Genomic DNA, 12,165 nt, shown 5'->3' with positions numbered 1-12,165 from the left:
CGGCGTGCTGAGGATCGTCGAGGACTGCTCACATGAGCAGGCGATAGGCGATCCCGCGCGGTTCCGCGACGAAGCGGCCATCGGCGCACGATTCCTTCGATCCGACGGCGGATCCGTGCGCGTGCTGCGACGTAGCCTTGAGGGGTGACAGCGTTCGTCTCAGCCCTCGATCTCTTCTCGATCGGGATCGGACCCTCGAGTTCGCACACCGTCGGCCCGATGCGCGCGGCGCGTGCGTTCGCCGAGCGGCTCGCCGACGACGGCATCCTCTCTCGCGTGACCCGCATCACGTGCTCCCTGTACGGCTCGCTCGGCGCGACCGGGCTCGGACACGGAACGCCTGACGCGGTCGTCGCCGGGCTCGCGGGCCTGAAGCCCGACGACTGCGACCCCGACGACGTGCGCGGCGCCTGGGCGCGGCTCGGCGACGAGGGCGCCGAGGTGCGCGTGGCCGGACGCCACCCGATCACGATGACGCGCAACGACCTCAGCCTCGAGCCGCGCACCCGCCTCCCCGGACATCCGAACGCGATGACGCTCCAGGCCTGGGGCGAGGACGACGCGCTGCCCCTCGCCGAGGAGACCTACTACTCGGTCGGCGGCGGCTTCATCCGCCGCGAGGGCGACGCGCCCGAGCAGTCGGAGGCGTTGCGGCATCCGCTGCCCTACTCGAATGCGGCCGAGCTGCTCGACCTCTGCGACGAGCACGGCGTCTCGTTCTGCGACGTCGCGCGGTACAACGAGGTCGCCGTGCACGGCGAGGAGGGCATCGACGCGGGACTCGACGCGATCTGGGCGGCCATGGCCGAGTGCGTCGACCACGGGCTCTCGACCGAGGGCACGCTGCCCGGCGGGCTCGGCGTGAAGCGCCGCGCGCCCGAGGTGCGCCGCCGGCTCGAGGAGTACGACCGCGACACGGCGCACACCACCGGCCTTCGCGACACCTCGACGGAGTGGCTGCACGCGTTCGCCCTCGCGGTGAACGAGGAGAACGCGTCGGGCGGCCGCGTCGTCACCGCGCCGACCAACGGCGCCGCGGGCATCATCCCCGCGGTCGGCCACTACTACCTGCGCTTCGTGCCCGGTGCGGATGCCGCCGGCATCCGCCGCTACCTGCTCACCGCCGCGGCGATCGCGAGCCTCGTGAAGAAGAACGCGTCGATCTCGGGCGCCGAGGGCGGATGCCAGGCCGAGGTCGGCTCCGCGTGCGCCATGGCGGCCGGAGCGCTGTGCGCCGTGCTCGGCGGCACGCCGCGCCAGATCGAGAACGCCGCGGAGATCGCGATGGAGCACCACCTCGGCCTCACCTGCGACCCCGTCGCCGGCCTCGTGCAGGTGCCCTGCATCGAGCGCAACGCGATCGCGTCGTCGACCGCGGTCTCGGCCGCGCGGCTCGCGCTGCACGGCGACGGCACGCACCTCGTGTCGCTCGACACGGTCATCGAGACCATGCGCCAGACCGGCCTCGACATGATGACGAAGTACAAGGAGACGAGCGAGGGCGGCCTCGCGGTCAACGTCATCGAGTGCTGAGCGCCCCCCGACGCTGACGCTCGCGTCGGGCCGGCGATCGAGTCGGTGCCCGGACCCGATCGCGTCCAGGCTGTCCCCCGATCGGGACCCTCGCGCAGCGAGGCACGCGTCTGGCAACCTGTGCTGATGGACTCCCCTGACGTCTCCGACCTCGTCACCAGCGCCGGCCTCATCGGCCTCGTCATCGGCCTGGTGGTCTACCTCGCGATCCTCGCCCTCATGCTCTGGATCGGCTACCTCATCATCAAGTCGGCCGTGCGCAACGGCCTGCGCGAGCACACGCTCTGGCTGGAGAGCCGGCGGGGGATGCTGCGCTGACCCGCCGCCCGAGCGGGTTACGGCCTGTTGCGGCATCCGGCGCGACGGGCCGACGCTCGGACTAGCGTGTCGGCATGCCGGCACTCGACCTCCCGACCGACCTCGTCTCCACCGAGTGGCTCGCCGCCCACCTCGGCGACTCGGGGCTCGTCGTCGTCGACGCGAGCGTGCTCGGCACCGAGACGCCGGCCGGCTTCCGCTGGCTGAGCGGTCTCGACGAGTACCTCATCGAGGGGCACATCCCGGGCGCGGTCTTCGGCGACCTGCTCGAGGAGCTGTCCGACCCCGAGGGGCCCTTCTCCTTCACGCGCCCCGAGCCGGCGCGGCTCGAGCGCGCGGCCCGCGACCTCGGCATCGACGACGGAGTCGCCGTCGTCGTCTACGACTCGTCGATCGGCCAGTGGGCGGCCCGGCTGTGGTGGATCCTCGCGTCGGCGGGCGTCGAGCGCGTCGCGGTGCTCGACGGGGGCCTCGCCCGCTGGCGGGCCGAGGGTCGCACCCTCGAGACCGGCTTCGAGGCGCCGCGCGAGGCCGGCTCGCTCACGCTCTCGCCGCGCGAGGGATTCTGGGCCGACGGGCCCGAGGTGCAGCGCATCGTCGCCGGCGAATCGGATGCCGCGCTCGTCTGCGCGCTGCCGCCGAGCGACTTCCGCGGCGAGACCGGGCGGCGCGCCCGGCGCGGCCACATCCCCGGCAGCGTGAACGTGCCGGTGGGCAGCGTCGTCGACCGCGAGACCCGCACCCTGCTGCGGGGCGCGGAGCTCGACGCGCGGCTCGCGGCCGCGACCGAGGGCGACCCGTCCCGTGTGGTCGTGTACTGCGGCGCGGGCATCGCGGCGGCGGGCACCGGGTTCGCCCTCCGGCGCGCCGGGCACGCGGACGTCGCGATCTACGACGGGTCGCTCGACGAGTGGACCGCCGACCCCGCCGCGCCGCTCGTCACGATCGCCTGAGCGCGGCGCGTCGGCGGCGTGGCGGCGTGCTCAGCAGGCTCGCGCCCTCAGCAGGCGCAGGTGATGCCCGAGGCGATCGCATCGCCCGTGAGGAGCTCCCCGCGCGTCCCGGGCGTCGACGCCGCGCCGAATCCGTCGGGCGCGACGTTCGTCAGCGCGTCGGCCGGAAGCTGTGCGAGCCCGTCGGCGCTGTCGAACGCGAAGCCCTCGCGAACCCAGTACTCGAAGCCGCCGATCATCTCCTTCACCGGGTAGCCGAGCAGCGCGAACTCGAGCGCGGCACGCGTGGCGCCGTTGCAGCCGGGTCCCCAGCAGTAGACCACCACAGGCGTGCCCGTCGGGATCAGCTCGGGCGCGAGGTCCTCGATCCGGCGCCGCGGCAGGTGCAGCGCGCCCGGCACGTGCCCCTGCGCCCACGACTCGTCGCTGCGGGTGTCGACGAGCACGAACCCGGGCCCGGGCTCGCCGAGGGCGGCTGCGACGTCCGACACGTCGACCTCGACCGCGAGGCGGCCGCGGAAGTGCGCGATCGCCTCGTCGCGCGTCGCGACGTGCTCGAAGAGGGCGGATGCGGCGGGGGCGGTCGTCTCGGTCATGCGACCACCCTCGCACCGCCGCGCGCCGCCCCGCCCGTGAAATCGCGCCGTCGTGCCGCGAGATCCGGCCAGCGTGCCGGTCGCCGGATCGGAACGGCCGATCAGTCCTCGGGCGCAAAGAACGCCGTCACGGCCGCGGCGAGCGCGACGAGGTCGTCGACGTGCGCGAGCTCGCGGGCCGAGTGCATCGAGAGCAGCGGCGCGCCCACGTCGACCGTGCGGATGCCGAGCCGGGTGGCCGACAGCGGGCCGATCGTCGTGCCGCACGGGACCTGGTTGTTCGACACGAACGGCTGCGTCGAGACGCCGGCCTGCCGGCACGCACGCGCCCACAGCGCCGAGCCCACGCCGTCGGTCGCGTACCGCTGGTTGGCGTTGAGCTTCAGCAGCGGTCCGCCGCCGAGCACCGGGCGGTTGCCCGGGTCGTGGCGTTCGGGGTAGTTCGGGTGCACCGCGTGACCGGTGTCCGACGAGAGCAGCCAGGAGTCCGCGAAGCCGCGGCGGCGGTCGGTCGCGTCAGCGCCGAGCCCCGCGGCGATGCGCCTGAGCACGTCCTCGAGGAACGGCCCGCTCGCGCCCGAGCGCGACTCCGAACCGATCTCCTCGTGGTCGAACGCGGCGAGCACGCTCACGTGCCCGGTGCTCGCCGGCGCGGCGAGCAGGGCCACCAGGCCCGCGTGCACCGACGTGAGGTCGTCCATGCGACCCGAGGCGAAGAGCGCGTCGTCGAGCCCGAATCGGGCGGGCGCCGCCGCGTCGGCGACGAGGACGTCGTGCCCGGCGACGTCGTCGGGGTCGACGCCGGCGACACCGGCCAGGTGGGCGACGACGTCCTGCCCGGCGCCGGCGCCCCAGATGGGCTGCATGTGGCGCTGCTTGTCGAGCGTGAGGCCCTTGTTCACCTCGCGGTCGAGGTGGATCGCGAGCTGCGGGATGCGCAGCAACGGGCCCGTGCGCACGAGGTGCTCGACGCCGTCGGTGGTGACGAGGCGACCGGCGAGCTCGAGCTCCCGGTCGAGCCACGAGTTGAGCAGCGGCCCGCCGTAGACCTCGACGCCGGCCTGCAGCAGCCCCTCCGCGGTCGTGGACATGCCCGGCTTGAGCTTGAACCCGGGCGAATCGGTGTGCGCGCCCAGGATCCGGAACGGCGTCGTCGGTCCCGCCGCATCGGGCTGCACCCAGGCGATGACCGCGCCGTCGCGCACCACGACGCGCCTGCCCGGACCGGCCGGCCACTCGGCGCGCTCGTCGAGCCGCTCGAACCCGGCGGCCTCGAGTCGCGCGGCCACCGCGGCGGCGGCGTGGTACGACGAGGGCGAGTCGCGGACGAAGTCGGCGAAGTCGGCGATGTGGGCATCACGGTCGAGATCGGGCATCCTCCCATGATGCCGGATGCCGCGGGCCGACCTGTCCGCTCAGCGCCTCACGCGAACCGCACGACCGCCTGCAGCCGCGAGCGCACCTCCATGACCTCGGTGCCGCCGAGATGCGCGGAGCCCGGGATCCCCTCGCGCACGGCGCTCGCGAGTCGTGAGCTGCGCACGAGTGCGACCGCGGCGCCGCGAATGCTGCCGCCGAGCGCGAGCGGCTCGGCGGCGTACTCGTCGGGCACCACGATCACGAGCGCCGTGGGCTTCACGCGGGCCGCTCGGCCGATCGCCTTCGCGCGGGCCGCGAGCGCCCGGAACGGCCGTTCCCCGGCGAGCGCCTCACCGACGAGTTCGCCGCGCTTCAGCGCGACGGGTCCGCCCCAGTCCTCGGACTGGACGGCGAACAGGCCCGTCGGCCCGAGCACGAGGTGGTCGAGCTTCGGCGGGAATCCCGGGCCTGCGGCATGCGTCGCGATGTCGTGCCAGATCGTGTAGGCGATGCCGAGCGTCGAGAGGGAGCGGGCGGTCGACTCCTCGACGAGCGCGTCGGCGAGGATGTGCCGGATCTCGCGCGGCGCCCGGCTCACGAGGGCGGGATCGTACGGGTCGGGCACGTCGACGCCGCGACCCGACCACTCCCGGATGCGGTCGAGGTAGAGCTCGCGCGTGAGCCCGCCCGGATGTCCGTAGGAGCGAGCCAGCGGACGCGAGTCGCGTGGGCGCTTCGGCGGCGCCGGCGCCCAGGCCTCGCGGCTCGGCGCGCTCCCGCCGCCCGACCCGTTCCGGATGCCGCGGTCGAAGGCCGCGCGCGCCTCGGGCGTGCCGATGAGCACCCACGCCCGCTGCACCGCGTGGAATCGCGCCGGGTCGCCGCCCGTGTCGGGGTGGGCGGTGCGGAGGGCCCGGCGGTACGCGAGGCGCAGCGCGGCGGCATCCGCATCGGCGGACACGCCGAGCACCTCGTACGGGGACTCGGAGAGGGGGCTGTCGGCCATGGACTCGCTTTCGGACGTGCCAACCGAGGATACCGCCGACGGCTCGGGGAACGCCGTGACCCGGCGGTCCCGGCCGCCCTCACTCGGCGGGCAGCAGCAGCATCCCGTCGTCGATGAGCGCCCGCACGGCGGGCAGCAGGTCGGCGGCGAGCGCGTCGGCGTCCACCTCGAGCAGGTCGGCGATCGCGGCGACGATCGCGGCGACCGGGAGCTCGCCGTCGCAGGCGCCGACGAGCGCCGCGAGCCCGGTGTCGAGGCTCACGACGCGTCCGAACCCGCCGCCCTGTCGCAGCAGCATGGCGGTGGGGTGCTCGTCGCCGGGCCAGTGGTGGCGCTCCTCGGTCACGTCGCCCGCGACCGCGAGGCGCTGTGCCGCGAGCGCGGCGTCGTCGAGTCGCGCCTGCCGGTCGTGCGCCTCGAGGCACGCGGCGAGGTGCACGCCGAGGCCGCCGGCCCCGGCGCCCGAGCCGAGCGGACCGTGCAGCCGCTCCACCCGGGCCAACCGCGGCGCCGTCTCCTCAGCCGGGCGGCGCAGCAGCACGTAGCCGAAGCCGACCTCGCGCACGCCTCGCCGCTCGAAGTCGTCGAGCCAGGCCTCGTAGAGCCGGTCGAACGCGGGCGTCCCGGGGCGCGTGCCCCCGTCGCGGATCCAGGTCTCGGCGTATTCCGTGGCGCGCTGCACCTCGCGTTCGACGATCCAGTGCTCGAGGTGCCCGGCCCAGCCGCGCGCCCGATCGAGGCCGTCCTCGACGTCGCGCACCTCCCAGTTGCCGAGCAGCTGCGCGATGCCGCCGTGCTCGAGGTGCTCCGCCGCGCCACGCATCACGGCCTCGACGATGCCGTCGCCGACCATGCCGCCGTCGCGGTACTCGTACTCGGGCACTCCCGGCGCGCGCGGCGTGATCACGAACGGCGGGTTCGAGACGATGCGGTCGAACCGCTCCCCCGCGACGGGCTCGAACAGGCTCCCGAGCCGGAACTCGACGCCCTCGATGCCGTTCATCGCGACGTTGAGCTGCGCGAGCCGCAGCGCGCGCAGCGAGATGTCGGTGGCCACGACGCGGTCGGCGAACCGGGTCGCGTGCATGGCCTGGATGCCGCAGCCGGTGCCGAGGTCGAGCACCGTGCGCACCGGCGTCGGCAGCATGAGCCCCGACAGCGTCATCGAGGCACCGCCGACGCCGAGCACGTGGCCTTCGCCGAGCTCGTGGCCCAGGGCCACCTCGCCGAGGTCCGAGAGGATCCACCACTGTCCGTCGCCGTGCGCGTCGACGAACGCGTACGGCCGCAGGTCGAGCAGCGGGCGAACGGATGCCGCGTCGCCCGCCGCGCCCGCGCGGGTCGTCGTCGCGGCATCCCGCATGAGGAGCTCCAGCTCCACGGCCCCGTCGACGCCGAGGCTCGGGAGTGCGTGCGCCGCCTCGCGTTCGGGGACCGGCAGGCCGAGCACGAACAGCTCCGCGAGCGTCGCCAGATCGGCCGCGGGATCGTGCGCGGCGCGACGGGCGTCGAGGATGCGTCGTGCGGGGACGCGTTCGCCGCGATGCAGGGCGGCCGCGGCATCCGCGCCCCACAGGCGGTCGAGCGCTTCGACGGTGAAGCCGCCCGCGCGCAGGTCGTCGCCGAGCCGGCGCACCAGGTCGGTCGTGCGCTCGTCGAGGGGAGCGATGCCGGAGGTCACCGCACCATTCAACCGCACCCGGCCGGACCGCTCCCGGTCAGCCGTTGACGAGGTCGCGCACGAGCGGGAAGGGCCCGAAGCCGTCGTCGATCGTGAGGTGCCCGCCGCCCGGCACCTCGACGAATGCGGCGTCGAGCGGGATCGCGAACGTGCGCTCGGCGCCGTCGGGACAGTACGGATCCTCAGCGCCGGCCACGATGGTCGTGCGCTCCGTGGCGCTCGACGCGAGGGCCGCCCTGAGCCCTTCGTCGTCGGATGCCGGCGCGAACCCCATGATCTCGGGGATGCCGCGGATGACGTCGGGCGCGGGCGGCGCGACGAGCACGACCCGCCGAGCGAGCGGCGCGACCTCGCCGGCCGCGGCCCGCCGGCTCGCGTGCGCCAGCCAGAGCAGGCAGCCGAGGCTGTGGGCGACCACCGTGAGCGTGGCCGGGTCGGTGCCCGCGAGTTCCGCGTCGAGCGTGCGGAGCCAGTCGTCGAGCACGGGCTCGTCGGGCTCGGGGAGCTGCGGGTAGCGCACATGCGCGCCGCGCGCCTCGAGCTCGCCCGCGAGCCATCGCTGCCAGTGCCCGTCCGGGCGGCGGTTCTGCCATCCGTGCAGGATCAGCACCTCTGCGGCCACGCGCGCTCCTCCCGTCCGTGCTCCAGCCGGTTCATTCAAGCAGGCACGGGCCGAACCCGGCCCGTCCGCGTCATCTGGACGTCATCTCGCGTACACGTGCCTTCATGCCGTGTAACCCCGACGTCACACGGGGCACGTAGCGTTGCAGGGGTCGACGTGGCGTTGGCTACGATCGAGGAAGCGAGGGGAGGTCGCGCATGGGTGACGCATCGACGCTGGAGCGCTTGAGGCAGGATGCCCGCGACGAGCTGGCGGCGCTCATCGAGCTGCGATGCCGGCTCGGCGAGGACCCGTGGGTGTTCCTGCCCGACCTCCCGTCGGTCGACGAGCAGGTCGTGGCCACGCTCCGCGAGGAGCGGCTGCACTCCGAGCGCTAGAGTCCGGCACGCGCCCGTGCCTACCACCCCACCGCGCGCGACGGCGATGCGGCCCGGTTCGAGTTCGAGCTGCTGCGCGACATCGCGCTCGACCACCCCGAGCTGAGCTCGGCGGTGTGGTCGGTGCTCGACCGCGTGCCGTCGGCCTGGTGACGCGCGACCCGGCACGCGACGCCTCAGGCCGGTGATACGCCCTCTGCGAGCTTGGCCCGCCGCTGCACGCGCATCCAGGTGATGAACCCGAACAGCGTGAACGCGCCGTAGAACACGTAGAGGAACGCCGAGGCGTAGTAGCCCGCGCTCACGAGCAACGGCACGCCGACGATGTCGACCGCGATCCAGATGAGCCAGAACTCGGTCCATCCCTTGGCCATGCCCCAGGTCGCCAGCAGCGAGCCCATGAAGATCCACGCGTCGGCCCAGACGGGCTCGAACGAACCGAGCGCCCGGAAGATCGGCGTGAGGATGAGCGTGCCGCCCACCAGCGCGATGGCCAGGATGATGCGGTTCCGGGTGCCCGCCCACTTCGGATCCACCGCCGACTCGCTGACCTGCCGGTGCCGCGCCCACCGCACCCAGCCGTAGATCGACACGACGATGAACATGACCTGCCGGGCGGCCTGGCCGAGCAGGTTCACGGGGTTCGGGGTGTCGAACACCGCCCCGAGGAACACCGTGAAGAGCAGCACGTTGCCGATGATGCCGACCGGCCATGCCCACACCTTGCGGCGCAGGCCGCCGAGCGCGCTGGCCAGGCCGAACAGGTTGCCGATGATCTCGCGCCACAGGATCACCTGTCCGCCGATGACGAGCTGGGCGTCGAAGAGCCACTCGATGACGTTCATGCCGCGCCGACCCGGCCGCGCGCGCGAAGTCGGATGACGGCCCAGGCGATCGCCCGCCACCCGAGGAGCAGCACCGCGAGCGTGAGCGTGGCGACCACGATGAACGCGGCGGCCGTGCCCTGGCCGGTGACGAGCCGCAGCAGCATGCCGACGACGAGCGTCGACGCCCACACGATCACCCCGGTCGGCCAGACGGCGATCGGATGCCGCCACGCCCGCGCCGCGAGCCAGCCCACGCCGAGGCCCGCGAGGAACGGCCAGGCCGTGCCCCAGACGCCGGCGACGTCGAGGCCCTCGGCGTGGCTCGAACGGCCCACGACGGCGAAGACGACCACGAGCACGGCGTCGACGACGAGGGCGACGACCACGGAGGCCGTGCCGACGGATGCGCGATCGCTCATGCGACCATCGTACGGATGCGGCAGGCCCTGCCGAACGCCGTGTCGCCCGCGCCGCCGACGCCGATCGACTACTCGAGCTCGACGAGCTCCTCGAGCGCGCCGGCGTCGTGCACGGGAAGCGCGCACACGAACGACCGGCACCGATACGCGGTCGCCACGTCGTCCTGCGCGGTGCGTCCCTCGAACAGGTCGAACCCGGCTGTCGCGAACTCCCGCGCCTGCCGGTCGGTGACGATCGCCGCGACGGATGCCGCGTGCCGCCGGGTCGCGGCGCGGAGCAGCGCGCTCGCCCCGTCGTCCTCCTCGTCGTCGTCGGGCACGACCGTGACGAGCTGCACGAGCGGCGCCGCGAGCCGGGCCATGACCTCGAGTGCCCCGCCGAACGCGATCGGGCGTCGCACGGCCATGCCGGCGACGGAACGCATCGCCTGTTCGGCCAGGTCGAGGTAGCGATCACCGGCGCCGAGCGCGTAGAGCCGCCATGCGGCGTCGGCGCAGGCCGTGACGCCCGACGGCGTGGCGCCCTCGGCCGGGTCGCTCGGCAGCGCGAGACCGTACGACGCGAGCACGGGATCCGCGCCCGACGGGGCGGCGAACGGGACGCTCGAGCTCTCCATGCCGTCAGCGGCATGCGTGGCGACGGCGGTCTCCGCCGCCCGGTCGATGAGGCGGCGAGCGGCCTCGGCGTACCGCACCGAGCCGGTCGCTGCGGCGAGCTCGAGCAGGCCGCCGGCCAGCATGCCGGTGTCCTCGAGCGTCGCCACGGCGTCGGATGCCACGTCGTCGAGCGACGAGCGCACCAGCGTGCCGTCCTCGCGCACGTGCCGCTCGAGCAGGAAGTCCGCGGCCCGACGAGCGGCGTCGATCGCCGCGGCGTCGTCGAAGACGAACCCGGCCCGCGCGAGTCCGCCGATCGCGAGGCCGTTCCACCCGGTGAGCACCTTCTCGTCGAGCGCCGGCGGCTCGAGCCCGACCCGGCCGGCCGCATCGCGCCGGTAGTAGCCGCCCTCGTCTCGTCGACCGTCGATCCAGCTCTCGGAGTCCTGCGCGCTCGCGAAGCCGCCGCCGGCCAGCTGCATCCGTTCGGCGAGGAAGCCGACGACCCCATCGGCGAGCAGGTGGGCGAACGCGGCCGCGCCGTCACCGCGACCGAGGTCGGCGGCGACGCCGAGCAGCAGCGCGTTGTCGGTGAGCATGCGCTCGTAGTGCGGATCGCTCCAGTCGGCGCGCGTCGCGTAGCGGAAGAAGCCGCCCTCGACCGGATCGCGCAGCGGCGATGCGCCCATGAGCTTCAGGGATCGCTCCGCGAGCCGGCGACCCTCGGGACCCGCCTGGCTGAGGAACCCGAGCACCGGGGCGACGGGGAACTTCGGCGCCGTGCCGAAGCCGCCGTGCAGCCGGTCCTCGTCCTCCGCGAGCATCGCGACCGCGCCCTCGAGCTCGGCCGGCCCGGGCAGCTCACCGGCGGTCGACGCGACGGATGCCGCGGCCAGCGCCTCGGCGACGGCCGCAGCCGTCTCGTGCAACTCGCTCCGTCGCTCGCGCCACGCCTCCTCGACCGCAGCGAGGACCTCGGCGAACGACGGGACGCCACGCATCGATCGCGGCGGGAAGTAGGTGCCGGCATAGAACGTCCGTCCCTCGGGCGTCGCGAACACGGTGAGCGGCCAGCCGAGTTCACGCGTGAAGGCGGATGCCGCAGCCAGGTAGCTCGCGTCGACGTCGGGGTGCTCCTCGCGGTCGACCTTGATCGCGACGAACCCCGCGTTGAGGAGCTCGGCGATGGCGGGATCGCTGAAGCTCTCGCGGGCCATCACGTGGCACCAGTGGCACGTGGCGTATCCGATCGACACGAGCACGGGCACATCGCGCTCGCGTGCGGCGGCGAAGGCCTCGTCGCCCCACGGATACCAGTCGACGGGGTTGTCGGCGTGGGCCCGGAGGTAGGGACTCAGCGACGCCCCCAAGCGATTCCCCATCCCCACAGCCTAGGCCGGATGGCGTCGCGTTAAACCAAGAAGAGCCACCCAGCACTGGGTGGCTCTTCTCGAATGAATGTCCGGCGGTGTCCTACTCTCCCACAGGGTCGCCCCTGCAGTACCATCGGCGCTGCGAGTCTTAGCTTCCGGGTTCGGAATGTGTCCGGGCGTTTCCCTCGCGCTATGGCCGCCGAAACTCTGGTACCAGCACCACCCGACATGTGTGTGGGGGTGTGGTGGTCTCGGTTGCACGTACCCCCTTGGCCAACCGTGGTTGGTGCGGGGTGTGCGGGTCTGTGTTGAGTTTGTGTGTGTTGTGTTGTGTTTCCGTCTGTTGGGAACCACAGAGTGGACGCGAGCAATCCTGTTCCACGCACCACCGCCTTACAACGTGGTGTGTGTAGTGATTGTCAAGTTATCGGCTTATTAGTACCGGTCAGCTGCACAAGTCGTTAGTCCTTGCTTCCACATCCGGCCTATCAACCCAGTCGTCTG

The 12,165-nt window shown here is 73.4% G+C and carries 12 protein-coding genes and 1 rRNA gene; 4 read left to right on the top strand and 9 right to left on the bottom strand.

All coding sequences use genetic code 11. The features are described from left to right. The first annotated feature begins 144 nt into the window (after positions 1–144). From FYC51_RS13300 to FYC51_RS13290, 3 genes are all read left to right on the top strand, one after another. A complete protein-coding gene (locus FYC51_RS13300) occupies positions 145–1,533 on the top strand; it encodes an L-serine ammonia-lyase (RefSeq protein WP_148734305.1) in 1,389 nt (462 codons plus the stop codon). A 126-nt stretch (positions 1,534–1,659) separates the two neighbouring features. Beyond that, complete coding sequence (locus FYC51_RS13295) at positions 1,660–1,851, top strand: hypothetical protein (RefSeq protein ID WP_148734304.1); 192 nt, start codon at positions 1,660–1,662, stop codon at positions 1,849–1,851. 74 nt (positions 1,852–1,925) lie between these two features. Further along, entirely contained in the window at positions 1,926–2,804 is an 879-nt protein-coding gene (locus tag FYC51_RS13290; RefSeq protein ID WP_148734303.1) for a sulfurtransferase, read from the top strand. A gap of 47 nt (positions 2,805–2,851) precedes the next feature. Here FYC51_RS13290 and FYC51_RS13285 read toward each other — a convergent pair whose 3' ends face one another. The 5 genes from FYC51_RS13285 to FYC51_RS13265 form a co-directional block, all read right to left on the bottom strand. Further along, entirely contained in the window at positions 2,852–3,400 is a 549-nt protein-coding gene (locus FYC51_RS13285) for a rhodanese-like domain-containing protein (protein ID WP_148734302.1), read from the bottom strand. A gap of 101 nt (positions 3,401–3,501) precedes the next feature. Then, the gene (locus tag FYC51_RS13280; protein WP_148734301.1) at positions 3,502–4,776 is read right to left on the bottom strand and encodes a M18 family aminopeptidase; all 1,275 of its coding nucleotides are present in this window, start codon (positions 4,774–4,776) and stop codon (positions 3,502–3,504) included. A gap of 47 nt (positions 4,777–4,823) precedes the next feature. Beyond that, on the bottom strand, positions 4,824–5,765 hold the full coding sequence (locus FYC51_RS13275; RefSeq protein WP_148734300.1) for a J domain-containing protein: 942 nt from the start codon (positions 5,763–5,765) through the stop codon (positions 4,824–4,826). 79 nt (positions 5,766–5,844) lie between these two features. Next, the gene (locus tag FYC51_RS13270) at positions 5,845–7,446 is read right to left on the bottom strand and encodes a DUF7059 domain-containing protein (protein ID WP_420797249.1); all 1,602 of its coding nucleotides are present in this window, start codon (positions 7,444–7,446) and stop codon (positions 5,845–5,847) included. Between the two features lie 37 nt (positions 7,447–7,483). After that, complete coding sequence (locus tag FYC51_RS13265) at positions 7,484–8,068, bottom strand: RBBP9/YdeN family alpha/beta hydrolase (protein WP_148734299.1); 585 nt, start codon at positions 8,066–8,068, stop codon at positions 7,484–7,486. Between the two features lie 197 nt (positions 8,069–8,265). Here FYC51_RS13265 and FYC51_RS19830 point away from each other — a divergent pair, with 197 nt between their 5' ends. After that, positions 8,266–8,445 carry a hypothetical protein gene (locus FYC51_RS19830; protein ID WP_338014706.1) on the top strand — a complete coding sequence of 60 codons (180 nt, stop codon included), beginning with the start codon at positions 8,266–8,268 and terminating at the stop codon, positions 8,443–8,445. A gap of 176 nt (positions 8,446–8,621) precedes the next feature. Here the strand turns inward: FYC51_RS19830 and pnuC are convergent, their stop codons facing one another. The 4 genes from pnuC to rrf all read right to left on the bottom strand — a co-directional run bounded on the left by pnuC (position 8,622) and on the right by rrf (position 11,865). Continuing rightward, on the bottom strand, positions 8,622–9,290 hold the full coding sequence (pnuC, locus tag FYC51_RS13255) for a nicotinamide riboside transporter PnuC (RefSeq protein WP_148734298.1): 669 nt from the start codon (positions 9,288–9,290) through the stop codon (positions 8,622–8,624). Next, complete coding sequence (locus tag FYC51_RS13250; RefSeq protein ID WP_148734297.1) at positions 9,287–9,691, bottom strand: DUF3054 domain-containing protein; 405 nt, start codon at positions 9,689–9,691, stop codon at positions 9,287–9,289. Before FYC51_RS13250 ends, pnuC begins: the two co-directional genes overlap by 4 nt. A 68-nt stretch (positions 9,692–9,759) precedes the next feature. Beyond that, on the bottom strand, positions 9,760–11,670 hold the full coding sequence (locus FYC51_RS13245) for a thioredoxin domain-containing protein (RefSeq protein ID WP_148734296.1): 1,911 nt from the start codon (positions 11,668–11,670) through the stop codon (positions 9,760–9,762). 78 nt (positions 11,671–11,748) lie between these two features. Beyond that, positions 11,749–11,865: ribosomal RNA gene (rrf, locus tag FYC51_RS13240) — 5S ribosomal RNA — on the bottom strand. Positions 11,866–12,165: the final 300 nt, after the last annotated feature.

This window comes from Agromyces mariniharenae (assembly GCF_008122505.1).
Lineage (GTDB): Bacteria > Actinomycetota > Actinomycetes > Actinomycetales > Microbacteriaceae > Agromyces > Agromyces mariniharenae.
Note: the sequence above shows the minus strand (reverse complement) of the source record. Positions and strands in the feature narration are given on the sequence as shown.